This is a genomic window from Sediminibacterium sp. FW305-C-61 (assembly GCF_058231065.1).
Genome location: NZ_JBIQXR010000002.1, coordinates 431,466 through 456,980, shown reverse-complemented (window position 1 = coordinate 456,980; position 25,515 = coordinate 431,466). Strand labels below are relative to the sequence as shown.

Annotated in this window: 21 protein-coding genes and 1 tRNA gene; 12 read left to right on the top strand and 10 right to left on the bottom strand. The window is 39.6% G+C overall.

The features are described 5' to 3' along the window. Nucleotides 1–661: 661 nt before the first annotated feature. A complete protein-coding gene (locus ACH30E_RS07185; protein ID WP_294991672.1) occupies nt 662–1,912 on the bottom strand; it encodes an ABC transporter permease in 1,251 nt (416 codons plus the stop codon). Between the two features lie 330 nt (nt 1,913–2,242). Here ACH30E_RS07185 and ACH30E_RS07180 point away from each other — a divergent pair, with 330 nt between their 5' ends. The 4 genes from ACH30E_RS07180 (at nt 2,243) to ACH30E_RS07165 (ending at nt 6,315) form a co-directional block, all read left to right on the top strand. After that, nucleotides 2,243–2,908, top strand: coding sequence for a succinate dehydrogenase cytochrome b subunit (locus ACH30E_RS07180; protein WP_294991669.1), 666 nt, complete (start codon nt 2,243–2,245; stop codon nt 2,906–2,908). Between the two features lie 136 nt (nt 2,909–3,044). Then, nucleotides 3,045–5,018: a fumarate reductase/succinate dehydrogenase flavoprotein subunit gene (locus tag ACH30E_RS07175; protein ID WP_490824279.1), complete on the top strand. Its 1,974-nt coding sequence runs from the start codon at nt 3,045–3,047 to the stop codon at nt 5,016–5,018. 135 nt (nt 5,019–5,153) lie between these two features. Then, complete coding sequence (locus ACH30E_RS07170) at nt 5,154–5,501, top strand: four helix bundle protein (protein ID WP_490824278.1); 348 nt, start codon at nt 5,154–5,156, stop codon at nt 5,499–5,501. Between the two features lie 52 nt (nt 5,502–5,553). Next, nucleotides 5,554–6,315 carry a succinate dehydrogenase/fumarate reductase iron-sulfur subunit gene (locus tag ACH30E_RS07165; RefSeq protein WP_294991661.1) on the top strand — a complete coding sequence of 254 codons (762 nt, stop codon included), beginning with the start codon at nt 5,554–5,556 and terminating at the stop codon, nt 6,313–6,315. A gap of 91 nt (nt 6,316–6,406) precedes the next feature. Here the strand turns inward: ACH30E_RS07165 and ACH30E_RS07160 are convergent, their stop codons facing one another. Together ACH30E_RS07160 and ACH30E_RS07155 are read right to left on the bottom strand one after the other, a co-directional pair. Then, nucleotides 6,407–6,952, bottom strand: coding sequence for a DUF4199 domain-containing protein (locus ACH30E_RS07160; protein WP_490824276.1), 546 nt, complete (start codon nt 6,950–6,952; stop codon nt 6,407–6,409). Between the two features lie 119 nt (nt 6,953–7,071). After that, nucleotides 7,072–7,533 carry a helix-turn-helix transcriptional regulator gene (locus tag ACH30E_RS07155; protein WP_490824275.1) on the bottom strand — a complete coding sequence of 154 codons (462 nt, stop codon included), beginning with the start codon at nt 7,531–7,533 and terminating at the stop codon, nt 7,072–7,074. A 382-nt stretch (nt 7,534–7,915) separates the two neighbouring features. On the opposite strand from ACH30E_RS07155, the gene ACH30E_RS07150 reads away from it, so the two are divergent. Then, nucleotides 7,916–8,635: a tRNA1(Val) (adenine(37)-N6)-methyltransferase gene (locus tag ACH30E_RS07150; protein ID WP_490824274.1), complete on the top strand. Its 720-nt coding sequence runs from the start codon at nt 7,916–7,918 to the stop codon at nt 8,633–8,635. 73 nt (nt 8,636–8,708) lie between these two features. On the opposite strand, the gene ACH30E_RS07145 is transcribed toward ACH30E_RS07150, so the two are convergent. After that, on the bottom strand, nt 8,709–9,908 hold the full coding sequence (locus ACH30E_RS07145; protein ID WP_490824273.1) for an NAD(P)-dependent oxidoreductase: 1,200 nt from the start codon (nt 9,906–9,908) through the stop codon (nt 8,709–8,711). A gap of 174 nt (nt 9,909–10,082) precedes the next feature. Here ACH30E_RS07145 and hscB point away from each other — a divergent pair, with 174 nt between their 5' ends. Together hscB and ACH30E_RS07135 are read left to right on the top strand one after the other, a co-directional pair. Then, entirely contained in the window at nt 10,083–10,571 is a 489-nt protein-coding gene (gene hscB, locus ACH30E_RS07140; protein WP_294991646.1) for a Fe-S protein assembly co-chaperone HscB, read from the top strand. A 64-nt stretch (nt 10,572–10,635) separates the two neighbouring features. After that, nucleotides 10,636–10,719 (top strand) — tRNA-Leu (locus ACH30E_RS07135). A gap of 330 nt (nt 10,720–11,049) precedes the next feature. Here the strand turns inward: ACH30E_RS07135 and ACH30E_RS07130 are convergent. The 4 genes from ACH30E_RS07130 to ACH30E_RS07115 all read right to left on the bottom strand — a co-directional run bounded on the left by ACH30E_RS07130 (nt 11,050) and on the right by ACH30E_RS07115 (nt 14,435). Continuing rightward, a complete protein-coding gene (locus ACH30E_RS07130; protein WP_490824272.1) occupies nt 11,050–11,598 on the bottom strand; it encodes a hypothetical protein in 549 nt (182 codons plus the stop codon). 322 nt (nt 11,599–11,920) lie between these two features. After that, nucleotides 11,921–12,640 (bottom strand): potassium channel family protein, encoded by a 720-nt coding sequence (locus ACH30E_RS07125; protein WP_490824271.1) that lies wholly within the window; start codon nt 12,638–12,640, stop codon nt 11,921–11,923. Between the two features lies 1 nt (nt 12,641). Then, nucleotides 12,642–13,544 (bottom strand): hypothetical protein, encoded by a 903-nt coding sequence (locus ACH30E_RS07120; RefSeq protein ID WP_490824270.1) that lies wholly within the window; start codon nt 13,542–13,544, stop codon nt 12,642–12,644. A gap of 174 nt (nt 13,545–13,718) precedes the next feature. Beyond that, nucleotides 13,719–14,435: a phospholipase D family protein gene (locus ACH30E_RS07115; RefSeq protein ID WP_490824269.1), complete on the bottom strand. Its 717-nt coding sequence runs from the start codon at nt 14,433–14,435 to the stop codon at nt 13,719–13,721. A 210-nt stretch (nt 14,436–14,645) separates the two neighbouring features. Between ACH30E_RS07115 and ACH30E_RS07110 the strand changes: the two genes are divergently transcribed. The 5 genes from ACH30E_RS07110 (at nt 14,646) to dinB (ending at nt 23,681) form a co-directional block, all read left to right on the top strand. Beyond that, nucleotides 14,646–15,716, top strand: a complete 1,071-nt coding sequence (locus tag ACH30E_RS07110) for a DUF4932 domain-containing protein (protein ID WP_490824268.1) — start codon at nt 14,646–14,648, stop codon at nt 15,714–15,716. A 699-nt stretch (nt 15,717–16,415) separates the two neighbouring features. Then, nucleotides 16,416–19,340, top strand: a complete 2,925-nt coding sequence (locus ACH30E_RS07105; RefSeq protein ID WP_490824267.1) for a DNA polymerase III subunit alpha — start codon at nt 16,416–16,418, stop codon at nt 19,338–19,340. Nucleotides 19,341–19,443: 103 nt separating this feature from the next. After that, nucleotides 19,444–20,253 carry a hypothetical protein gene (locus tag ACH30E_RS07100; protein ID WP_490824266.1) on the top strand — a complete coding sequence of 270 codons (810 nt, stop codon included), beginning with the start codon at nt 19,444–19,446 and terminating at the stop codon, nt 20,251–20,253. Nucleotides 20,254–20,258: 5 nt separating this feature from the next. Further along, nucleotides 20,259–22,478: a hypothetical protein gene (locus ACH30E_RS07095; protein WP_490824265.1), complete on the top strand. Its 2,220-nt coding sequence runs from the start codon at nt 20,259–20,261 to the stop codon at nt 22,476–22,478. A gap of 45 nt (nt 22,479–22,523) precedes the next feature. Beyond that, nucleotides 22,524–23,681, top strand: coding sequence for a DNA polymerase IV (dinB, locus tag ACH30E_RS07090; protein WP_490824264.1), 1,158 nt, complete (start codon nt 22,524–22,526; stop codon nt 23,679–23,681). A gap of 265 nt (nt 23,682–23,946) precedes the next feature. Here dinB and ACH30E_RS07085 read toward each other — a convergent pair whose 3' ends face one another. Next, the gene (locus ACH30E_RS07085; protein ID WP_490824263.1) at nt 23,947–24,765 is read right to left on the bottom strand and encodes an SOS response-associated peptidase; all 819 of its coding nucleotides are present in this window, start codon (nt 24,763–24,765) and stop codon (nt 23,947–23,949) included. Between the two features lie 247 nt (nt 24,766–25,012). After that, nucleotides 25,013–25,297 carry a hypothetical protein gene (locus tag ACH30E_RS07080; protein ID WP_490824261.1) on the bottom strand — a complete coding sequence of 95 codons (285 nt, stop codon included), beginning with the start codon at nt 25,295–25,297 and terminating at the stop codon, nt 25,013–25,015. Nucleotides 25,298–25,515: the final 218 nt, after the last annotated feature.

Sequence of the window (25,515 nt, the reverse complement as noted above, 5' to 3'; positions counted from 1 at the left end):
GAATGAAGGATGCAAAATATTGCTGTTTTTGAGAAACGGCTATTAGCTTTTGGCCATTAGCTGTTAGCAAGTACTGTTCGGGTAAATTTGACTTCTCCAGAGGAATCCTTTAGACAAGCTTCAAGCAGCAAGTCTATTGTAGGATAGAACACGGATTATCATGATTTTCAGGATTTATCATGATATTTCTTGAAAATCATGAAAATCCGTGTTCTATTCATGTTTCCAATGCATTGATCCCTAAATTTCATAAAGGTCTTCCCCTATATACCTACAGGATAATAACAATTCATCAACACTTCAAAACACTAATTTGTGTTGTACTGTGTTGTTGATGTGTAGATGATGTGTAGATGGTCCATGTAAATCATTGATAACGTGCGAATTAAGCTTTTGTGTTTTTGGGTGAAAATTGCGTCGAATGATCCGGTAAAACCTAAGCAGGTAAAAAACAGCTATTAATGCGAATCAAGGGTTGAAAACGCATAAGTGCGGGCAATGGAACGGAGATTTATCCTGATTATCAGGATAAATCCGTATTCTATCTAAGCAGCCAAATAAGATTAGGAGCTATTATTTCTTATGAGCCCGCTTTAAAGGTGTAAAAAAACATCTGGTGATGATTTTCTCATCTTGGGCAGATTTCATCCTTTTATTCGCATTATTTGGTACGAATGGCTACAACAGGATCCATTTTAGCGGCTATAGAGGCAGGAATAATACCTGAAATAATACCCAACCCTATACAAATACTAAGCGCAAGGATGATAATATTGGGAGCAATATAAATCGGGAATGGAAGTACTGCACTTAATACCAAGGCCATCAACCATACCAATGCTAAACCAATTAACCCTCCAATAATGCAGAGAAAGGCACTCTCGAGGAGAAATTCGGTAAGAATAGTTCTTCTTTTTGCACCGATAGCTTTTTTCAAGCCTATCTGACTGGTTCTTTCACGAACCGTAACGAACATAATATTAGCCACTCCAAACGCACCTACAATCAGACTTAATCCTGCTATGGCCCAACCTCCGGCACTTACCTGACCAAAAAAACCGCCCACCTGCTCACTGAACTGGGCTACATCATTACAGGAAAAATTGTTTTCTTCTGCCGGACTTAACTTGCGCAGTTGACGCATTACACCGATAAGTTCGTCTGCAAGGGCTGCTGATGGCACTTCTTTTTTACCCTGCACCATGATAAAAGGACTGCTATAATCAGGATTATAGACACTGGCAAAATAGCGATAGGTGACAATGAGTGACTGGTCATAGTCAAACCCACCGACAAAACTTTGTCCCTGCTTTTTGATCACCCCAATGATATTTACCCTTTTGCCATTGTACGAAACCTGCTTGCCCACGGCTTTTTGAGGGTTTCCGAATAGCTGTTCAGCAATTACATAACCGATAACAGCAGAAGTTGTTCCCCGGTTAAATTCTGCTTCATTCAGATAGCGACCGAAATCAATATCAATGGTTTGAATAGCGGTAAACTCTTCTGTAATACCATACAGGTTTACATTACTGAGTATATTGTCTTTATAGCTAAGGTTGACATTATTAGAAACAAAAAAACAAAGATTACTGGCCAACTGACTTTTAGCCTTGATAAACCGCATCTCCTCTACTTTCATATTGGGACGCTTCATGTATTTCCACCAGGGATAGTCGGGCCCGCCGCCGCTGTAATCCCATTTATCAATATAGATAGTATTGTTACCAAATGCTTTGATATCATTCTGCACTTTACGTTCAAGACTGTCAACAGTTGCCAGTACTCCGATGATACAGAAGATACCAATGGTAATACCAAACAGGGATAGAAAAGTACGCAGCTTATTAACCCGCAACTCTTGCAGGGCCATCCGGAAACTATTCCATAATATATTCAACAGTTTGAACATACATCAAATGTAAGCCGAGTAAGTGGATGAATGAACGAAAATTTTATGGGCGGGGATTGGTGATAGTCCGGAAGACCGAAAGTCCGAAAGACCGGAAGTTCAAGAACTAAAGCATAACATCTTTCCAACGTTTTGTCATACCGACTTTCGGTCTATCGGACTTCCGGACTTCCGGACTTTCGGTCTTCCAGACTTTCAGTCTTCTCGTGAACCATTTAACCCTAAACGCTGTTTATCAACATAAAAGAAGAAAACTTTTTTCTTTTTCCGAAAATGCTATTGCGTTCTGTGCTATTTTTGCAGCGATTTCTTAAACCATAAACTTGCAATATGACCTGGAAACAAGTATTTACCTCATCTGTTGGAAAGAAGCTGGTGATGGGTTTTACTGGTATTTTCCTGATTCTTTTTCTCATCGTACATGCCGGACTGAATGCCTGTATCTGGGCTAATGATGGTGGTGAAATGTTTTTACATGCTGCCCATTTTATGGGTGCCAATTGGGTTCCCCGCATTTTAGAGATTGGTTTATTCGCCGGATTCATCCTTCATATTGTACAGGGTTATCTGTTAACTGTTGAAAACCGCAAGAAAAGATCCGTTGGATATGCTGTTTCATACAGCGATGGCAGTAAATGGTATAGTCGTAGTATGGGTTTGCTGGGAACACTTATCCTGTTGTTCCTCATCATGCACATGTCTCATTTCTGGTTTCCTAACCGTTCAAACCAGGGTTTCTTATTGGGTGAAGAAATTAACCTGTATGAGAAAATGCAAACCGAATTCAGTGTTTTATGGGTAGTAATCCTGTATGTGATTGGATGTATATCCCTTGCCTACCACCTTGCTCATGGTTTTCAGAGTGCTTTTAAAACACTTGGGGTACATAATAAAAAGTATAATAAAATGCTTACCGCCATTGGGTATGGTTTCTCAATCATAGTACCGCTGGTATTCGCTATGATGCCTGTAAGCTTTTATTTTCAATGGGTGTAAGTAAAGTCAAAAACCAAAAATCAAAAGTCAAAAACCAAAAATCAAAAACCATAAAATTAAATCGGTAATCCTTCTAAACCAGTTTTACTATCATTTTGAATTTTGATTTTTGAATTTTGAATTAAAATTGTCTCATATGCTGAACGCAAAAATACCTGCCGGGCCATTAGATCAGAAATGGACAGATTACAAGGGACATTGTAAATTGGTGAATCCGGCCAATAAACGCAAGTTGGAAGTGATTATCGTGGGTACCGGTCTGGCCGGTGCTTCTGCAGCAGCCTCATTAGGTGAACTGGGATATAAAGTGAAAGCTTTCTGCTTCCAGGATTCACCCCGCCGTGCTCACTCTATCGCAGCACAAGGTGGTATCAATGCTGCCAAAAACTATCAGAATGATGGTGACAGTATTTTTCGTCTTTTCTATGATACCATCAAAGGAGGCGACTATCGTGCACGTGAAGCCAATGTTCACCGTTTAGCAGAAGTGAGCGCCAATATCATCGACCAGTGCGTTGCCCAGGGTGTACCATTTGCGCGTGAATATGGTGGCTTATTGAGTAACCGTTCATTTGGTGGTACACAGGTTCAAAGAACTTTTTATGCTGCCGGACAAACCGGTCAGCAGTTATTAATAGGTGCTTACCAAGCGCTCGAACGCCAGGTAGCATTAGGTAATGTGAAGATGTACAGTCGCCACGAAATGCTGGAGATTGTAAAAATTGATGGCAAAGCACGTGGTATCATTGCCCGTGACCTGGTTAGTGGTGAGTTGGAAAGACATTTCGGTCATGCAGTGCTTTTATGTTCTGGCGGATATGGAAACGTATTCTACCTTTCTACCAATGCCATGGGTAGCAATGTTACCGCAGCATGGAAAGCACATAAACAAGGTGCTCTATTTGGCAACCCATGCTTCACACAAATTCACCCTACCTGTATACCTGTAAGTGGCGACCACCAGTCTAAACTTACCCTGATGTCTGAATCATTACGTAATGATGGACGTATCTGGGTTCCTAAAAAACAAAACGATACTCGTAAGGCAACTGATATACCGGAAGAAGAAAGAGATTATTACCTGGAGAGAAGATATCCTGCCTTTGGTAACCTTGTACCCCGCGACGTAGCATCACGTGCTGCCAAAGAAAGATGTGATGCAGGATATGGTGTAGGTTCATCAAAGCAAGCGGTATACCTTGATTATGCATCTGCAATTGAAAGATATGGTCGTACAGAAGCAAACAAGCAAGGTCGTAATGACGCCAGCCTGGAAGAGATCATTGCAATGGGTAAGGAAGTAGTGAAAGAGAAATATGGCAACCTGTTTGATATGTATGAAAAAATCACAGGTGAAAACCCATACGAAGTGCCCATGCGCATCTATCCTGCTGTTCACTATACCATGGGTGGATTATGGGTGGATTATGAATTACAAACAACAGTACCCGGATTATATGCATTAGGCGAAGCTAATTTCAGCGACCATGGTGCCAACAGATTGGGGGCATCCGCATTGATGCAGGGTCTGGCCGATGGATATTTTGTAATTCCTTACACCATCGGTAACTACCTGGCAGATGAAATTTACAGCAAAGCGATTGCAACGGATCATCCTGCCTTTGCTGAAGCAGAGAAAGCAGTTAGCGACCGCATCAACCAACTGATGAATATCAAGGGCAAGCAGTCTGTGGAAAGCTTCCACAAGCGTTTAGGTAAGATTATGTGGGATAAATGTGGTATGGCAAGAAATGAGGAAGGTTTGAAACAGGCTATCGCTGAAATTCAGGCATTGAAAAAAGAATTCTGGAGTGATGTGCGTATTCCAGGTGAAATAAATGCTATGAACCCTGAACTTGATAAAGCAAACCGTGTTGCTGACTTTATTGAACTGGGTGAATTGATGTGCCTCGATGCACTCAACCGCAAAGAAAGCTGCGGTGGACATTTCCGTGAAGAGTCACAAACCGAAGAAGGTGAAGCACTGCGTGATGATGCCAACTTCATGTACGTTGCCGCCTGGGAGCACAAAGGTGAACACCAGTGGGAACTGCATAAAGAATCATTGAATTACGATGTAATTAAACCGAGTCAGCGAAATTATAAATAATGAATTTGAAAGTGTGGCAATTTGAAAATTTGAAAATTGTTGATTGTCACTCTTCGAATGAAAATATAAGCTGATGCGGTGCGGGAGAGAAAATTTATAAATGGGATAAATTGCACCCATTTATTTAATTTTCTTATGCGAAACGATAAAAAGAATGTGATTGTAGAGAAGACTATTTGTTTTTCTTTAAAGATCATAAAGTATACGGAAGCTCTTGAACAAAACAGAAAGTTTGTCATTGCGAAACAGTTATTACGATCTGCTACATCGATTGGTGCGAATGTATTTGAGGCGCAGAATGCAGAGAGTAAAGCTGACTTTGTTCACAAAATGAAGATAGCTGCAAAAGAAGCAAGCGAAACTTCATACTGGCTGATTTTGTGTGAACAAAGCGAGGGTTATCATTTCGATGTTCAAATTAAAAAAGACGCTGATGAAATCATCCGCATCCTTTCAAAAATCATTTCAACATCAAAATCATAACAACTGGTTTCATTTTCAAATTTTCAAATTATCAAATTTTCAAATTATCACCATGGAACATTATGTTATGAATTTGAATTTAAAGGTGTGGAGACAGAAGAATAGTGCCAGTAAGGGTGAGTTTAAGTTGTATCGGGTTGAGAATATTTCTTCGGAGATGAGTTTTCTGGAGATGTTCGACGTACTCAATGAGCAACTGATCCGCGATGGCGAAGATCCGGTTACATTCGACCACGACTGCCGTGAAGGTATCTGTGGTGCATGTTCTATGTATATTAATGGTAAGCCACATGGTCCATGGCAGGCTAATACCACTTGTCAGCTACACATGCGCGCATTTAAAGATGGTGATACCATTGTAGTTGAACCATGGAGAGCAAATGCTTTCCCGGTTATTAAAGACCTGATGGTAGATCGCTCTGCTTTCGATCGTATTATACAGGCCGGTGGTTATATCAGTGTGAATACAGGTAATGCAGTGGATGGTAATGCCCTCCCTATTGAAAAAGATAAAGCTGACGCGTCATTCGCAGCAGCTATGTGTATTGGTTGCGGTGCATGTGTTGCAGCTTGTAAAAACAGCTCTGCCATGCTTTTCCTCAGTGCAAAAGTTTCACACCTCGCCTTATTACCCCAGGGAGCACCAGAACGCAAAACACGCGTTATGAATATGGTTGCTCAAATGGATAAAGAAGGTTTTGGTGCCTGTACCAATACAGGTGCATGCGAGGCGACCTGTCCTAAAGAAATCTCTATCAGCAATATCGCCCGACTGAATCAGGAGTATCTGATGGCGGGGTTGATGGCGGAATAAGCTTCAAGCTACAGGCTACAGGCTGCAAGCTGCAAGTTTTTTTTAAAAAGCATCCGGGTGACCGGATGCTTTTTATTTTGGGAGCATTCACTTAATAGCTTGCAGCTTGTGGCTTGCCGCTTGTAGCTTTCCTCTTCAAGAAGAACGCGCTGATTAAAGAAACTACCAGTCCTACGGGTAATATTTCTGTATAGGTGATTAAGGCATTGAAGAAGGGATTCTTATACATTTCGTTGAACTTGGCTATTTCGGCAGTTTTTTTAGCCAGCTCAGCTGCAGTAGCACCTGACTCCTTGGCTTTTGCCAGTGTTTCTTTAGCATATATTTCCGCGAAATCTGTAAATACATAGAAATATTCGAACAGCCAGGTCACCACATAAAAGGTTGAAGTAATCAAAGCAATCAGCAAACCGATTTTAAAAGCTTTGCCAAAGCTGATGAATCCACTATTGTATTTATCTCTATAGCTTTTTATTCCAACAAAAATGAAGATAAATGCCAGGATCATCGAGGCATAGCCATAGATCATTCCATTTTCAAAATCTCCCGTGCTTTTAAAGTACAGGGTTGCAAGTACCATGAGTGCGCTCACAATAAAACCACCAATGATACCATTAATAAGGATTACTTTTTTCATGTAAGTTGTTTTTCGATTTAAAAGATGATGCGCAAAATCGATCCAATTCGAATAATCGGGTTCATACTTTAGGGTGATTTTATACCCTTTAGAACATTTTCACCTATTAGTACCAGTTTTCAAGGAATTAAACCCAGCTTTTTTGCCTGATCAATAGCCAGCAACCTTTTCCCTACGTTTAATTTTTCGAATATGCTCGATAAATGTGTTTTAACTGTGTTAGGCGAAACAAATAATTGCGACGCTATTTCCTTGTTACTATATCCCAATGCCATTAATTCCAAAACTTCTAACTCACGATTGCTTAATCCGAGTTCTTCTACCATTTTTTGATTGCGGACAAAAGGGGTATCTGTACTGCGGTAAATGATCTTTTCCTTAAAGGTTATTTGTTGTTTGGGTTGTGTAAGCTTTCGGGAGAGCCAGACGCCAATTACCAGAAATAGTGCTGCTATGAAAAGGGCATAAATGATAAATGCATGTTCATACAAAAGATACCTCAGCTCCATCCACCTGAGTAGGGCAAGCAATACTGCCAGACAAAAACTATAACCAATAATGAGCCGGTATTTTCTGATCATGTGAAACTGCCTTCCCCCTAAGATAATAACTATGGGTTAAAGGGATTGGTGTCAGGGGAAAATGGCTGCAAGCTGCAAGCCGCAAGCTACAAGCTATTGCTGTCCGGGGAAATTTAACTGTGAGCTGTTGGTGTCGCGTATGATGGAACACAGATTTTCATGATTTTCAGGATTTATCATGATATATCTTGAAAATCATGAAGATCTGTGTTCTATTAATAGCAGGTAGTACATTTACGGCAACCTAATATTTCTTTAATCAACTGACTTTAAATTTTCTCCCCCTCTATTCTACCATTAAAAGCAGAAAGTCTATAATAAGCACCCATCAAGGCTTGTCGCTTGAAGCTTGCAGCTTGAAGCTAATACTTAACTTTGCCGAATGCCCAACGATTATTTTCAGTTTAAACAGTTTGTGGTGCACCAAAAGAAAGCTGCTATGAAAGTGTGTACCGATGCCTGTTTGTTTGGTGCATGGGTTGGAAACATGGCTTCAGCAAATAATTTCACTGGTGCTGCTAAAGCTTTAGATATTGGCACAGGTACAGGCCTGCTTTCCTTAATGCTTGCCCAGCAATTTCCAGGTACGATTGATGCAATAGATATAGACAAGGGCGCTGCGATACAGGCAGCAGAAAATATAGCTGCTTCAAACTGGAACAATAGAATCATTGCACACCAATCATCTCTGGAAGAGTGGAAAAACGACCAATACAACCTGATTATTTCCAATCCGCCTTTTTATGAGCAAGACCTTAAGAGCCCCGATTTGCAAAGAAACCTGGCATTACATGATAGCGGTTTAACATTGGGTACGCTCTGGGAAAATATTAATCGTTGCCTTCTTCCTGAAGGATTATTTGCGGTTCTTCTGCCCTATCACCGGCTAACGGAATGTTTGCAGTTTGCCGGAAACTATGGATTTTATTTACATGAAAAGGTAGTGGTGCATCAAACAGAAAAACATCCGGCTTTCAGGGTAATGTTATTATTTAAGAGAGAAAATAATGTTTCTGTTCAAAAATGTATCCTGATAAAAAAAGAGGGGGCGTATTCAATTGAATTTATTGCTTTACTTAAGGATTATTACTTGCATTTGTAGTTATTGATTGCCACAGAGAGCACAGAAATACACAGAATAGTTCAGTGGTCTTCTGTGTATTCAGTGGCATTTTTTATTTTTTCGCATATTCTTCCAAGTATCCAAAATGTGAAGTAAGGATTCCTTTCCTGAGAATGGTTGCACGATCAATGGTTTCAGTGCCTCCATTTAGTAAATCTTCCAGCACATATTTAATCAGTTGTTCCCCAAAATATTTACTGGCATCGCGGGGCAGTTCATTGGGTAGGTTACCGACGGCCATAATATCAATTGAACCTGGCAGATAGGGAGCAGTTTTGGCGAAACTATGTTTGTCTACCCCATAAACCGGATCATCGATGGTAGCATCTCCAAGGTTACAGGGCACACTTCCACCTTTATCATCGGTTATATCTGCAATAGTTTGAATACGGAAAGCAGGATCCTGCAAATCTTTCATTTCAAACAAGCGAGGAATATGGTGATCCCAATAAATCCCATTCATCAGTATATCTGTGTGTGGATAATACTGGCGGAATATGCATTCGTAGTTTTCCGGATGCTGGTGAAAATCATCTCGTTGGTATGTTCCCTGTATTTTATGCCGATAAAGATCACTGCCTTTTAAATGAACATAAACCGGATAGCTGAAGTTTCTGCTGGTATATTCATCTGGTTCTACTTCCTGAACATCCATCAGGTTCATGATTTCTAAAATACCATGTGCCACTCTTCCACTACCGGTTACAGCAATTTTGATATTTGGTAAGCGCAAGCCGAAATAGGTATGTATGAGTTCACGGTAATCTTTCACTTCAACTACGCGGTTCAGGTTCAGGGATCCTGTTCTATTGCCATAACACATGATGCCATTATGGGCCCCTACTATCCCTGCAAAAAAGCCGAATCCAATGATTCTTTGTCCATCTTCGTGCTCCAGGCATTCATAGTCAATAAGGGTTATTTTCTTATCCACCATGGCATGCATTAACGCCTGGTTATAGGGCTGTTTTTTCTTTGTATGGGAGAAAAAAAGGTAAGTTTTATCGGGAATCAGTTGGTCGATGGGTACTTCTTTAATACCCAATAAAATATCACAGTTGCTAAGGTCATCGGTCAATTCAATACCCGCATCTGCATATTCCTGATCAGCAAAACATCTGTTAGGAGCATTTTGTACCAGTATTTTACAGCCATTAACATGCTTTTGCAGCCATTTACACTGTCCGGGTGTAAGTGCCACCCGGTTATCTGCCGGAATTTTTCCCTCTCTAATAAGTCCGATTACAAGCATTGAAGTAATTTTGGGGCAAGATAGGGAGATTGAAAGACCGAAAGTCCGGAAGACCGGAAGTCCGATGAAAGATATTTATTGCACAACTTCCGTTCCTACCTCCGGTCTTCCGGACTTTCGGACTATCGGACTTCCGGTCTTCCGGACTATCAGACTCATCAATCACAACTCACCATGACCCATTTCGACCTCTTCGAATTACCCATCACCCTTAAAGTGGATAGCTCGGGCTTATCTAAGCAGTATTTTGCTTTGCAGAGAAAATACCATCCCGACAGGTTTGTTCAGGCATCTGAGGCTGAGCAGGAAGAAGCATTGCAGGTATCAGCACAGGTTAATAAGGCATACAAGGTATTGAAAGACCCGGATGAAACCATTAAATATGTGTTACAGTTAAAGGGGTTATTGGAAGAGGAAGAAAAATACCAGCTATCCCCCGATTTTCTCATGGAAGTAATGGAATTGAATGAAGAATTGGAATCGGGAATCACTGAATCGGTACAAAACAAGATTTCTGATCTGAAAAATGAATTATATGCAACTGTTGAAACGATTATTACAGGTTATCAGGAAGGTATTACTTCCGAAAAAGAGTTGTTGCAAGTGAAAGCCTACTATTTCAAAAAGAAATACCTAGACCGACTCCTGCATCAGTCCAGATAAATTCATTTTCAAATTTTCAAATCCCCAAATTTTCAAATTCTTTCCTTAATATTGCAGCCCATTAGCCCAGATGGCGGAACTGGTAGACGCGCTAGACTCAAAATCTGGTTATCGCAAGGTAGTGCAGGTTCGATTCCTGTTCTGGGCACAAAAAGCTGTTTATTTAATAAACAGCTTTTTTATTTTGCAAAGAGAATATTTCAATTAAAAAATATTCTTTGTCTAATATTGTAAACGAATAGTAAGATTAGCCACAAAGGCAAATTAATAATCAAGAATTACTAACGACTATTCATTAACGAATAGGTAATACAAAAAATAAATGATACACCCTGGCCTGTGTAGCGAACGTCCTCCAAAGTCCTATGGACCTTCGTACCTCAGGAAAACGATGCGTAGAACTCCTCGTTTTATGTATACTCTACGGAGAAGGAATACAACCTGATCCCTCAGGTCACCAAGTGCAAGATGAACGGCTCTAATTCTCGTAATATTCGTTTGATGACTCATGTGGATCTAGCATTAGTTTTTTTAAATAATCAATAGCGATCCTTTTTTCACGGGTTCTGCCGGTTCTGATCACATCCAGCATAGCCAGTGCTTCATAAAGCTTGTCATCAACTTTTGCAGCCCTGACCTGGTTAGGATAAAAAGGCTCAATGGCCTGCCCATAATCCTTTCCTCCTGCTTCGGGCCATACATAAAGTTCACTGCTGATGATACTTTTTACAAAATAAGGGTGACTATGACCGGTTACCATTCCCTTTGTCATTGGACCAGGTGACTGCGGGAAAACATAGGGCATGCCATATTGCAGAAATTCAAAAAAGGACATCCGATGTACCTTTCTTCGTTCTTGATTCACCAGACCAGCTATACTGCTTCTGTTTAAGGACTCAGATACTTCTGCCGGACTGATATAGAGTGCCCTGGCAATATCCTGAAACTGCCAGTCACTTCTTTCCATAAGTACAATTTTCAGCAACACCACAATATCCTGTGGCCGCATACCTTTATGTTGTCTCATGATACAAGTGTAATTTACATTTTGCAAATTGCAAATTGTAAATTGAGAATAGTTTTTTTTGCTAAATCCTAAAACTTGATAAATAAAACTAAATCAATAAGTTATGATAGAAAACTAGCTGTGTAGCGCTCAACGTCCTCCAAACGAGTCCTATGTGCCTTTGTACCTCAGGAGACGATGCGTAGAACTTCTAGTTTTATGTACACGCTACGGAGAAGGAAGAAACCCAGAAAAAGTATAGCTATTTGGTAAAAAACAAAAGTTGAAACACAGCTTACGTCCGCCCAGATTTTTTAAATGCTAATGTTGTGCGTTCGTTTTTTCAAGGCATCATATCCTTTTCAATGTCGAAGTTTTTCATTTGAGAACTTGCTCGAGCAGTGAAAAGACTTACAACTAAAGCGACAAAAACTAGAAAAATAATAGATTGCCCACAAACTAATATTTTTCCAAAATTAGATGTGGGTGATAAGTCTCCATAACCAATGGTCGCTGATGTAACAAAACTGAAATAGATATAGTCAATAACGCCTTTTGCTTTTTCACCTAATAGGTGAAGCCCTGCGTACAATACTGCAAAATCTAACGCAATTAAGACATAGTCAATCAGAAGTAGAAGCACCGAACGTCTGTACGACCTTGACTGAACTAATTGGTCGGAAAGAAATATGATTGCCATAATGTAGCATAGGCTTTCAATCAATAAGTATGCTGTCAATATAACAAGCCATTTATTCGTGTATGTACCAGATAGTAAAACAATAAGCGGAAAAGCAGTTTTCAAAAGGACATAGGTCTCAATTGCAATTGTCTGGTACATATAACCAAACCGCCACAGAAGATGTCTCATGTAAACAGCGGGAAACAAAAACTGAATGGAAGCAAGAAATAACCTAACGAATTTTTCAATCCCTACGTCATTGTGGTTTTCATTATTCCAAATTCTTTTTATAATAAGAACTTGATTTTTGATGGCAGGATAGGGAAGTATGAAGTTGTACTCCGGTTTACCTAAAACAAGTTTATAGAAAAACGTTCTCATCTTAATTGTCGAATAAATTATTCTGATTGTTATTTTCTATCCTATCAGGCGGTATAACTTCAAGCACTTGTCGTGCTTCGTAAGTTACAATAGGCTTTAAGGTGTTAGCATTTGTGGTATAAGTGATTTTTAAATCAACTTTCAAATAATCATTGGGCTGAATAATAATTTTTCTATTATGATAATCGTCTAACCATTCTTTATGAAGAATTTTTACTTCAATTTGTTTTCCTAGTCTAATAAGCTTCCAACTTGCTTTGTCGGAAAGCAAATCAAGTGTCTTAACTTTTAATGTTTCAATTCTCTGTTGCTCCAAAGTCTGACCACCCAGTTCATAAAGCAATTTAGCCATATTTACAGAGCTACCATTTCCGATCCTTGCATTTCCCGCCTTTGATTTGTATTCAAAATATTCCTCTTTTTTTAATTTACGACCTTCAATACTAAGTTCATTGATTGCGTTTAAAACAAAATAAATATTGACTTCAAAAATGATTATTGTTGTTGTAGGTAGTTTATTGATTTCCTTATTAATGTCGTTAGTAACTTTTTGCAAACTCGCAACCGATTGCACCTCGTTAGTTTCTGTCGCTTTAATAAGACGTTTTTTAATGTAAACTAAAAGGTGCCCAAATAACTTTCCTGGATTTAAGATGTCTTTTAAAACGTCATCGGGAATTGATTTTAAAATCTGGTTAACCTTAGATTTTATTGAAGAATATTCTAAGTCAATGAGTTCATACTCCAACTTAACACTTGGTAAAATGTTGTAAAGAATTTGCTGGTCAATAGATAACAGTCTTTCATACATTTTTGCAATCTGTCCAAAAGCCTCAACAGGATTTTTCTGTCCTGAAAATATCAGGTCTAATTCAAAGTCGAAGTCTTTGGTAGATTTACTCATTGTAATTAAAGGTTTTGGTTTCGTGATGTGTCATCCAAAATGACGCACAACTATTAAATTTACGAAAATCTACCATGTAACCCGAATTGCGTCAGTTTTTATAAACCCTTGATTATTAAAAGAATGAAAATACTGCCGAAAGACTTTTTCATTTCGCCAATCCGCATCATTAGCTTATAACTTGTGTATTTCCTTAGCCTTTGTCCAATTCTTTTTCAAGATCGGTTTGTTAAAAGATGTTTCTCCAAAGGATTCTTCACCAGAAAAATGGCAATATTTCTCAGCATAATCTCTATCGTTCCATTTAGACCAACTTTCAAACGCTTTATCTGTCATAGGCATCAAGACATTAAACGGGATTTCTTTTCCAGTACGAATACAATATCCTGTTGTTTTATTGCTTTTGGGTGATTGTTTGCGTGAAGGCTCTTTAACTGATAAATCAACCAATTCGAAAGGTTTATCATTGCTGTTATCTTCTATAAATCGGATATAATCAAATGCTTTTGAATAAATTTCATTGTCTGATTGATCGGAGGTGTCATATAGTACCCCAATTTCTTTATTATTCATCATTGAGTATTCATAGAAATTCATGGATGTAATAATCATTTTAGTATCATTCAGATAACATTTTGCATGGAGGTTTTCATGAAACTTGAGATATACATGTCGTAAACTGGTAAGAAACTTTAATTGCTCTGGTGTTAATTCATATTTACCGTATATAATGATCGTTTTTTTCTCATTCTTATTTCGGGAATTTATCAGCTCCTGAAATTCTTTAGAGAGTTTTAAAAAGGGGCTGACTAAGTACAGGACTTTGTCGGCTTCCTGGATTAAGTCTTCCAAATGAGAAGATATTTGTTTTGTAGTCAAGAATTTAGCCATGGACTATTACATTTATTCTCAAAATATGAAATATTTAATATATAACTATATTGTTTTTTTCGTCGTATTTACCCCTTGTGCTCCTTTTAATAAGCGCACCTGCCGAAAGGAAATTTACACAAATGACTGTCTTTTTTGACTTAAATATGATTAGAGGAGAAAGTACAGTTATTTTGTAACCTTTCTACCTAACGAAGGTTTAACGCTATAATGAAAAAGATTTTCGCTTTCCTGGCATTTGTTACTACCGTTTCAGCAACCCATTCACAACCAAAAGTAACCGTAACCGTACACCCCGGTACAGAACTGTTGAATATTATTCATTTTCTGTCAGATACCGCGAAAGGTGTAAAATCTACTTACAGAAAAGATATTGAGCAATATTTCAGTAAGTACAAAAATCATAGTGCCATAAAAAAGGCAAAAGAACTTCCTTTTATAAATTGTGATTTTCCTGTTCGCCTAAGTTGGGCATTTGACAATTTCCCCAGGTTAAAGTTAACTGCACCAACCTCTCTGATGGGATATGAAAAGTACTTTACAAAAGACCAGGTTACCGATTATTTCCGTTCCTGTCTGGCTTTTTCAAAAGACACCCGTTTCTCCCAATTTTATAAAAAGTATAAGCCAAAATACCAGCAATGGGTCCATTCCTTTGAACGTAATCTGCAGGAGCAAAATTTGCTTACGGTACTTGATAGTTTTTACAGATTCGTTCCTAAGAAGGAAATCATTATTACTCCCGGGGCTCTAAATTGTGGCTCCTATATCGTTGTTGACATGAAAAAACTTAATCCATCATACAATAATATAATGGTAATTATGGTGGCCTATGGAAATATTGCGGGCAATAAAGCTAATGATGAAACTGACCCCGATTTTTATGCCCCGATTTGGACATCCCAGTTGGTGTGGCATGAAATGGGACATGCTTACCTCGATGAAATATTCGAACAAAATAAAGACAGGATCAATAAGCTGATATATATATTTAACCGCGACAGCACAATGCAAAAACAAGCCCAAAACATGGGCTGGTGTATGTATCTGAATGAAAACATTACACAATCTGTAACCAGTTATCTAAGGATAAAAACGGGCAAAATGAGTGAAGAAAAAGAAATGAAACGAATTACAGGAGGCCCCTTTTATGTGTTCGTTCCGCTCCTGTTGGAAATCATAAGAAAAGAATACGAGACACCTGGAAAATATGCAGATTTCAAAGCCTTTTTTCCTGTGCTTTTAACCGAGCTTGAAAAGAAATATCCTGCATCGCTATAATAGCAGCATAAGCTGTTACACTTGTAGATGGTTAAATTCATAGTAAAAAAAGCTAGAAGCCATTGTTGTCCGGGGAAATTTAACCGCGAGCTGTAGATGTAGCGTATGATGGAACACAGATTTTCATGATTCTCAAGATCTATCATGATAAATCCTGAGAATCATGAAGATCTGTGTTCTATTAATAGCAAATAGTGCATTTAAGGCAACCAACTATTTCTTAAAGCAACTGACTTTAAATTTTCTAATTAGCAAGCCCTGCCATTTATTCAAACAATAGCAAAAAACCTAAAACAAGCACTATTCAAGGCTTCCTTCACCGCAGAGTCTACTTTCTATGAACGTTCCCCGCAGAAGTCTCTCGCAGAGGACTCTGCGACCGTTTACACAGAGGCATGTTAATCATTGAGTATTACTCACGACTATTCATTTACAAATAGGTAATTCAAACAATAAATGACACCCCCTAGCTGTGTAGCCCGCAACATCCCTTCTTACCTCAGGAGACTGATGCGTAGAACTTCTCCTTTTATGTACACCCTATGGAGAAGGAAGAGATAAAAACCTGCGGGCATTGATTCATATTACGATCTACATATTTTATCATGTTTTGTAATTCGTTGATTGTCAAGTAAGAAAAATAAGATTAGCATTTTGCTAAATTATTTAGTAATCTCGCGTAGATAAGGTTACTAATCAATGTACTTAGACTCCAAAACATTCTATTCCTTCTGTTTCGGCACCTACTCCACTGCAGACCTCATAAAAGCGGCTGTTGAACATGGCATTACAACACTTACATTATGCAACATCAACTCCACCTACGATCATTGGGAATTCGTAAAACTTTGTCATGAAGCGGGTATCAAACCAGTACTCGGTGTTGACATTCGAAACAAATGCGAACATCTATACCTGTTACTTGCAAAAAATAACCAGGGCCTTCAATGGTTAAATACTTTTTTATCAAATCATCTGATCAATAAAACAGATTTCCCCCCTGACCCGAACGCAATGGACGATGTTTTTATCATCTACCCGCATGAGTCTAAAGATCTTTTGAAACTAAGGGCCAACGAACGTATCGGCATCAAACCTTATGAACTAAAATCCCTGTACAACTTCACTCCTACTGAGCATCATGTTATTCATCAGCCGGTAGTGGTAGAGAACAAAGAACATTTTTACCTGCATTGCTTATTAAGGGCTATTGACCAGAACATCCTGCTTTCACAACTGGACCCAAAAACCTGTTGCAACAGAGAAGACGTATTTGTAAGCCCCACGAAACTATTGGCGCAATGCAGGCACCACCCTACCCTTGTTACCAATACATACAAACTCCTGGATGTATGTCATATTGAAATGGATTTTGAAGTCGACAAAACCCGACAGGTATTCGGCGGCTCAAAAGAAGATGATTTCATTTTACTGGATAAACTGGCCCGATCTGGTCTCATCCGTCGTTACGGCAAACGCAATAAAAAAGCGGCAGAGCGGCTAGACTATGAATTAAAAGTCATCAACGATTTAGGTTTCACCACTTATTTTCTGATCAATCATGACATGGTGCGCTATGCCAATGAACAGGGCTTTTACCATGTGGGTCGTGGCAGTGGCGCCAACTCCATCGTTGCTTATTGCCTTGGCATAACAGACGTTGATCCTATGGAACTGAATTTATATTTTGAACGTTTCTTAAATCCTGAAAGGACTTCTCCGCCTGATTTTGACATTGATTTTTCCTGGACCGATCGCGATGAAGTTATGGACTATCTTTTCAAACGTTATGGTAAAAAATATGTGGCTTTGTTGGGGTCATGTCCCACTTTTAAAACCGACTCTATCATACGCCAGCTCGGAAAAGTCTACGGCCTGCCGGATGAAGAAATCAAATCCTTTCAACGAGATTATCAACCGGTTTGCGCAACTACACGCAAGATCAAACACTATGGTGAAATGATGCGCGGCTTCCCTTATAATCCATCATTACATCCCTGTGGTGTATTAATCTCAGATAAACCCATCACTGAATACACATCGATGTTCATGCCACCAAAAGGTTTTCAAGCAGCATTGATGGATATGTTTACGGCAGAAGACATCGGTTTAAATAAATTCGATGTACTCTCACAGCGGGGCCTCGGTCATATTCGCAGTACGCTCGAACTGATCCAACTACACCATGGCAAACACATCGACATCCACGACACTAAAAAATTCTTTACTGACGAAAACATCAAAAAGCAGATCCGTGAAGCCAATACCATCGGTTGTTTTTACATCGAGTCACCGGCCATGCGCCAGCTTTTGAAAAAACTGCGTTGCGATGATTACCTGACACTGGTCGCTGCCTCTTCGATCATTCGTCCTGGTGTAGCACAATCCGGTATGATGCGCGCCTACATCGAACGATTTCATGATCCATCTTTGGTTGAATACATCCATCCTTTGTTCAAAGAACACCTGGGCGAAACATTTGGGGTAATGGTATTCCAGGAAGATGTGATTAAGATTGCGCATTATTATGGCGGACTCTCTTTGGGTAAGGCAGATATCTTACGTCGTGCCATGAGTGGAAAGTATCGCTCGCATAATAAGTTCCGGGAAATCAAACAGGAATTCTTTACATCAGCGATTGCCCTTGGCAGAGATCCCGCAGAAGTAGCCGAAGTATGGCGGCAGATGGAATCCTTTGCAGGATACAGTTTCAACAAAGCACATTCAGCTTCTTTCGCGGTAGAGAGTTATATGAGCCTCTATCTCAAAACCTACTACCCACAAGAATTCATGGTTGCTGTGATCAATAATTTCGGCGGCTTCTATTCACGTGAATTGTATTTTCTCGAACTGCTGAAATGCGGTGGCGATATTCATTTGCCTTGCGTAAACCACAGTGAAGTTTTAACTACAATACACAATCAAAAAGTATATACCGGCTTTATCCATATCAAGTCATTGCAGGATTGCTTGATCCAGGAAATCACTTTGAACCGTGAAATCAATGGCCCTTACAAAAGCCTGACTGACTTCATCGAGCGCCTGCAACCCGGCCTCGAACAATTGAATATCCTGATCCGCATCGGTGCCTTCCGTTTCACCGGCAAGTCCAAAAAGACCCTGCTCTGGGAAGCGAACTTCTTACAAAAGAAAATGAGTGTCACGCACGGCCCTGTAATGTTCGACGAACCACTGTCGTTGAACTTCGAACTCCCCGAACTCACCGACGACCCGATCGATGATTTATACGACCAGATGGAAATCATGGGCTTCTGCACCACAAACCCCTTCGCCCTTGCCGATGCTAACCCCGCAGACTACACACCCGCCCGTGCAATGCCCAAATACAAAGGAAAAACCATCACCATGCTGGCCTATTTCATAGCCCGTAAACACGTCATCACCAAAAACGCAGACACCATGTTCTTCGGCACATTTGTCGACAGCAACCTCGACTGGATCGACACCGTCCACTTCCCCACTACAGCCAAACGCTATCCACTACACAGCAGCGGTTTTTATAAACTAAAAGGAAAAGTAACAGAAGACTTCGGCGTATTTAGCCTGGAAGTGAATCACTTACAAAAAATAGGCTACAAAAACAGGTCGTATGCATCCTTATAGGCAAGATCACATTAACAATATTTTTAATGGACTAAATAATTACATAATATTTAGTTAACATGTATTGAGAAAAGAAACTTGACATTTACCAAAATATCCATATATGTTGATAGCGAAACCAATATCCATTTGCCTGTTTGTGCTGCTCCTGATTGGTGGTTGTAAAAAACACGTAGATAAAGAAAATGAGTTATGCCAACAGATTAGCAATATTGTTCCTGCCATCAGGATATATGAAGAAGTTGGGCAAAAGTACTTTCTTACCGACACTATTCTTGACGGTTCTTTTGCGGTGCTTGACGCTAACCTCATGCTAAGTGAACAATCTCTTTTTAGTCCCTTTAAATCTATCGAATGGAATGTAGGGGGAAATAAATTTTATAATGTCCCAAAACTGCGATTAAGGTTTCCTACTGGAGGAGATGCGGAAATTACCGTTCAGGTTAAGCTAAAGTATGATCCGGAACTACTCCCATGCAGGAAAGATACCAATACAGTCACGGTTACAAAAATCCTGGTAGTAAAACCAATTACACAAAGCCGAATAGTAGGGTCCTATACTGGAATAAACCAGGGAGAAAATGAACCTCCTTTTACAGTGACCATAAAGGGAGAAAACCGTTATAATGCATTTTATGGTTATTGGATAAAAAATATTAACAAAGGATGTTATCAGGGCTCAATCCCTCCTTCACAAGAAGAAATAAAGCCTGGCGTTGAAATGGTTGCAGGGTATAATTCTGCAACATTTTATGAACCCGGAAAAAATTATGGTTGCGTAAGTGTTTCAGGAAGTCTGGTACTCCAAGGCAACAAAATCATCATAGATTATCGATACGCAGATGAACTTGAATATGGCACCATCAGTAATCCCACCTACTATTATAAAAAATTTATAGGCACCAAAAACTAAAGTTTATGAGATTAAAATTTACAACCATTGCTATGGCAATGGGAGGCATCCTATTGCTTAACACGGCTAAAATATTTGCCCAGGATTGTCCGCCAACCGGACCAATCAGTACCAATCCGGGTAATCCGATTAACACCCATTCACCAGCCAAACTAAACTACTTTGATTGGACCAGCCCCTCCTATCAGTTGAACTGGATAAGAAATGGATTTACGACAACAGTGGCCAGTCCTTTTTATCAAACGAATAATCCTATAACAAACAATCTACTCGATTCAAAGGACATGTTGTACAAGGATGGATGGGAACTTATTACAAAAGATAATGGCTATAATGACAATGGAACGCTGGCTATTACTCCAGTGACAAATCCTTATGTGGTTCTTTATAATAAATATACAGGTACCCTACGTGTCTTTTTCATCATCGGAGACAGAAACGCAGACTATAATTCAATGTCGGTAAAGGTTTCTTTTTTTTCTTCCTCAGGAGGGAATAGCTATGCTTCATCGCTTTTAATGTTATCTGGGGGAGAAGTAAAGCCTTTAACAAGCACATTTCCATTGCAACAGCCATCTTTCCATTCTGTAAATACCTATATCAATGATGCAGATGCATGGTTTTATGCAGACTTTCCTATGACATACGATCCTTGTACTTGTCTTTATAATTCAAAAATTATTATTACACCATTTTTATCCGTCAGTTATACCATTGCAGCGACAGGTACCACTACAGGTACACTTGTTGATTTAAGTTCAAGCAGTAATCAGGTAAATAATAAACTTTCATTTGACAAACTTATTGAGAACGGTCCTAAAAAAGCGACACAGTTTTTTAACAGTACAGCTCTGTTAGGAAACTATATTGATCATGCATACAATGGAGATGATTCAATATCAGCAACTGAAAAGCAAAATGTACTAAATGGAGTAAGCAGTTTTTTAACTAATATTTCGAATAATACCTTTCTCACTCTGGGCCTCGGTGCTTATAATGGATTTAAGGAAGCATTGTCACTTTTTAGTTTCTTCACTGGAGGTGGTAAAGCAAGTAATGTACAACAGGTCAAAATACAACCTTTGGCAATAGATATGTCAACAAAAATTACAGGAAATATATCAAATGAACTTAATTTTCAGCCCATCATTCTTAAAACACCAGGAAGTTCCATTCCGGCTAATACTACAGAGGAATACCCTTATTACAATAAAATAATGGGTGTTGTAACTTTACTAAAAGCTCCGAAATTTGGAGCATGGACTATGACTGATGCGGTAGATGGGTATAGAGAATGGGCCATGCTTAAATTACTTGAACCTGTGAAAATTCTCTTAAACCCTGCAGCAAACCTGGAGATAGTTGAGGTAGAAGCCGCACTCATGTTTGATGAAACTCCAGGAAGAAAATCATATAGAAATGCTACCGTTGGGTATGTGAACAATCCATCACTTGGCTATTACAGTAATACTACCGTTGTAGATGACTTTAGAATTTTTGAGGCCAGATCAGAAGACTATGAATTTACTTATAGAAGCGACTACTGGAATTTATGTAACTTTTATCAAAGGAGATTCTGGATTTGGGACGGTTGGCTCGGCGTTCCCTTTACAAACTATAACAGAGACCTTTCTTTAAAACTTATATTTCATTTAAGAAGAAAAGATTGCCCACCGGGAGTAACCTGCCAGGACATACTAATCGTTCAGAAATACAAAGTCGATGTTGCGGTTAATGATAACCCGAATATAACATTTGATCCATACGACTGGTGTCAGGATGGATACAATGGTAAACCGTATACGCTTGCTGAATATGGTGATGAATACAGCGTCAACGCTTTTTGTCAAAGTAATGATTACAAAACAAACCGTGTTATCAGTGGATTTGATCAACCATTAGAAAATATAAAAATTGCAAAATCAAATGACAACTTAGTAACCAAATCAACAAAGAATAAAAGTCCCATTGGTTTTCCGAATCCTTTGCATAGTTCTTCGGTTTTTAAACTCAAATTCAATTCCAAAACCGGCAATGATTTATTAAATATATCGCTTGTTGACGGATTAGGTATTGTGCTTAAGAATTATGGTAAAATGGAATTCAAAGAAAAAGGCGACCATATCATTTCCTTAATGATTGGTAACCATAAACCCGGGACCTATTATATCAAAATAAACTCCCGGGAGGGGGTTACAAGTATCCCAATACAAATAATTCCATAAATAATCATTTTACAAGGCTGGCAAAATGCTAAAATATTTAGTATTTTGCCAGCCTTGTCCCCAATTAACCGCAATATCATCCACCTTGACCTCGACACCTTTTTCGTCTCAGTCGAACGTCTGATCAATGCTAAATTGATCGGGAAACCAGTGCTGGTGGGCGGTACAGGCGACCGTGGCGTGGTGGCATCCTGCAGTTATGAGGCCCGGAAATTCGGTGTCCGCTCAGCAATGCCGATGAAAGCTGCGCTGCGATTGTGTTCCGATGCGATTGTGGTGCGCGGGGACTATGAGACCTACAGCAAATATTCTCATCTCGTGACCGATGTGATCCGTGATCGAGTCCCGTTGTTTGAAAAATCGTCGATCGATGAATTCTATATCGACATGACCGGAATGGAAAAATTCTTTGGGTGTAGCAAGTACAGCCGGGAGCTAAAGCAGTTCATCGTGAAGGAAACCGGCCTCCCCATTTCATACGCCCTCGCCAGTAATAAACTGGTAAGCAAAGTAGCGACCAACGAAGTCAAGCCCAATGGCCAGCTCGAAATCCCCTTCGGCAACGAGCGATCCTATCTCGCCCCCTTAAAAATCGACCGTCTCCCGGGAGTCGGCGACAAAACAAAAATCCTGCTCATCAACATGGGCATCCACAAAGTAGAAACCCTATCAAAAATTCCGGTAGAACTACTTACCAACCTAATGGGAAAACCTGGCATTGACCTGCATCGCAAAGCAAACGGCATTGACGAATCTCCCGTGATCCCTTTCCACGAAGCAAAAAGCATTTCCACAGAACAGACCTTTCAACAGGACACGATCGACCTTAATTTCCTGAATGCCCAACTCGTCCGCATGACCGAAAAAATCGCCTTCCAACTGCGCCAGGAAAACAAACTCACCGGCTGCATCTCCGTAAAGATCCGTTACAGTGACTTCGACACGCACACATCCCAAAAGACCGTTCCTTATACCAACCAGGACCACATCATCCTCCAAACAGTGAAAGAGCTCTTCCTTAAGGTAAACACCCGCCGTCTACTTATCCGCCTCATCGGCGTCCGTTTCTCGAACCTCATTCCTGGTAACTACCAGATCGACCTGTTCCAGGACACGCACGAACACATCAAACTTTATCAGGCAATTGATAGTGTGAAAAAGCAATTTGGAGAGCATTATATGATTAAAGCAGCGGGCATTTGATACTTTTTATTATAAAAAACTTGCTATTGAACACTATACAGAAAAAGTATACTTATCCTTTTTTCAAGAATTTTTATAACGCTCGTATTAACAATGCGAAAGAAGCAGGTAAAAATTATAAGCGTTATATGGATATTCCCCTAGTAAGTTTTTGGTTTTCAGTAATTGATTTTTATGGAAGGGTATATTTCAAAGGAAAAGTAGGTCCACAATATCATAATAAACCAAAGCAACTGAAATTATCTTCAATTGTATCTTTCATAGGTTAGTCAACTGGTAATTCTGCCCATTCAAATCTTTCACTTGAGTGATTGGCTGTTTTAAAATCCTTCGCCACCGTCCATGCCTCCATCAGCTCCGAAGGAAACTGTGTACCTCCTATCGTTGTAATCTGCTCTTCGCTCAAATCCCCAAACAACCATTCCCAAGCTAAGTCCTCATTAAGTATCGTAGGCATCCGCATTTTACTATTATGAATCTTCGCCATGATATGACCTTCAGGCGCTGCCGTCGTGCAGATAGAAACCGTATCTACTGTTTCGCCCGTTGTCTTATCCGTCCATGGTTTATAAATACCGGCCATGAAAAAATAAGGCTGATCCTTAACACGTATATGATGCGGAATTTTAATCGCAGTCTTTACAGGTTCACCGGTACGTTTATTTAAAGGAAAAAAATGCCTCCATTCAAAAAAACCGGTAGATAAAACCAGACATCTTCTTTTGAGTGCCGACTCACGGTAAATCTTATTCGGCAACAACATCTCTTCAGATATCGCATTAAGTGTCGTAATACCCGGAATAAATTTCCCCTTCGCATCCTTATACCCTCTCCGCCACTGTTCAACCTTCTCTCTGGTATCAAGCGGCTTTCCAAACCAACTATCCGGAACAAATCCCCATTCCATCTGCAACAGATCAAAATCCTGCTTTCCCTCTATGGGTTTTAATACCGCGATATTTCCATAGGCAAACCCATCATGCAAGTCCCGATCCAGAAAATCATATTGTGAAACAGCCTTCTCCAGGCTCTTCAGGCGTATAAACTCAGCATGGGTAACCTTTTGTCCGTTATAATAACACATAAGACAAACTTAACTATAATGGCTTTCAATGGTATCACTGACAAGTTTGACCAAGGATTGGTCAATGAATTGATCCAGTGCTCTATCCAGTTGTGAAACGGTGAACCCTTCAGGTGTCGGAACGAGCCGGAACAGATAACCCTCGTGATTAGAAACAGAAAACTGGACCTCTCTTTCAGATGTATCGGGAGTGATACACAAAGAACCAATATAAAAGGGGGTTTCCATTAATACAAATTACTCAAAATTATTCGAAGAGCTGTAATGGCTTGGATATTACTTCTACCTTCTTGTCTTTCGGCTTATAGGCGGCTAACAGCGGCCCGAAAAGTTCCGCCTCAGGTTGCCGACCTTCTGGCAAGGATGTCCAGAATGTACCACCTTCATTAGCTTTGGCGAGTGTTAACACTAACGGCTGCCTGCCATCCTCAAAATAAAGGGCATACACAAGATCCCGACCCACCTTCTTGGGTTGCACCTGTATGCTCTGCCCATGATAGGAAAATGAATATCGTTCGCCAGCCTTTTGCATAGGCTAATATAAGAAGAAAATATCAAAATGCTAATATTTTTAGCTTTTTATTTGCGTAGAGAGACCTACCCATTTTCGATTTGTATTAGTACATCTTCTCTTACGCTACATTGTTCAGTAAATACGGAGAAGGATAATACTTTTCCCGGTCAACAAATTTTAGTCCGATTCAGTCGCGTATGATGGAACACGGATTATCATGATTTTCAGGATTTATC